The sequence below is a fragment of the Streptomyces sp. CA189 genome, from assembly GCF_056428985.1.
Genome location: NZ_JBWJVM010000187.1, coordinates 1 through 1,142, shown reverse-complemented (window position 1 = coordinate 1,142; position 1,142 = coordinate 1). Strand labels below are relative to the sequence as shown.

General features: G+C 69.7%; 1 protein-coding gene. It reads right to left on the bottom strand.

Annotated features, from left to right (window positions below; genetic code table 11):
• Positions 1-1,097 (bottom strand): IS30 family transposase (locus AC061S_RS44440; RefSeq protein ID WP_478691576.1); only part of this gene is annotated, 1,097 nt, incomplete at its 3' end.
• Between the last annotated feature and the right edge of the window lie 45 nt (positions 1,098-1,142).

The following is a 1,142-nucleotide window of genomic DNA, read 5'->3' as shown; positions in this document are numbered from 1 at the left end:
AGGTCGGTGCCCTTGGGGAAGTACTGCCGCAGCAGGCCGTTCGTGTTCTCGTTCGAGCCGCGCTGCCAGGGGCTGGCCGGGTCGCAGAAGTAGACCGGGACGTCGGTGGCGATGCTGAATCCCTTGTGGGCTGCCATCTCGGAGCCCTGGTCCCAGGTGAGTGAGCGGACCAGGTGTCCGGGCAGGGTCTGGACCGTTTCCACGAGGGCGTCGCGGACGTGTTCCGCGGTGCGGCCGTCAGGCAGGTGCAGGAGCATCACGTAGCGGGTGGCGCGCTCGACCAGCGTGCCGATCGCCGAGTTGCCGTCCTTGCCGATGATCAGGTCGCCTTCCCAGTGGCCGGGCACGGCCCGGTCCTCCGCCTCGGCAGGACGCTCGCTGATCATGACCATCGGGTCGATGAACCGGGGCTGGCGGGAGGCGGCCTGGCGGTGCGGGCGGCGGCGGGCACGTCCCGAGCGCAGAGCGCGGGCCAGCTCACGGCGGAGCTCACCGCGGCCCTGGACGTAGAGGGCCTGGTAGATCGTTTCGTGGACCACGTGCATCTCCGGCCGGTCGGGGAACTGTGCCCGCAGAGCCTGGCAGATCTGTTCCGGGCTCCACCGCTTGGCCAGATGGTCCTGAATGAAGTCCCGTAGTGCCGGGTTGGGGCCGATCTTCCCTCTCTTGGGGCGGGGCCGGCGGGCATCGGCGCGGGCCTGGGCGGCGTGCGGCCGGTACTGGCCGCCTGTCGGGTGGCGGTTTCGGCGGATCTCCCGGCTGACGGTGGACGGGCTGCGGCCCAGCTCCGCGGCGATGGCCCGGACCGTTGCCTTCTCCCGCAGCCGGTCGGCGATATGGATCCGGTCCGCCTCGCACAAGTACCGCGACGACGCAGGCGGCGGCACCACCGCGTGAACCGGTGGTGCCGCCTTGTTCCTGCCGGACGCGTTACGTCCGTTGCGCCAGCGTCTGCCGGTCTTCGGGTTGATCCCGACGATCCGGCACGCTTCCTTGTTGCTCACACCCTGCTGCATGAGCTGGAAGTATCCAGCCCGCTCCGCAGAGAGCTTCCTGGGCCCCTGGGGGCTCCGCACCTCACGGATCCGGAAGTCCATCGCATCCCCTGAACTGGGGTGTTGCGACAACCACTAGAACCCAAG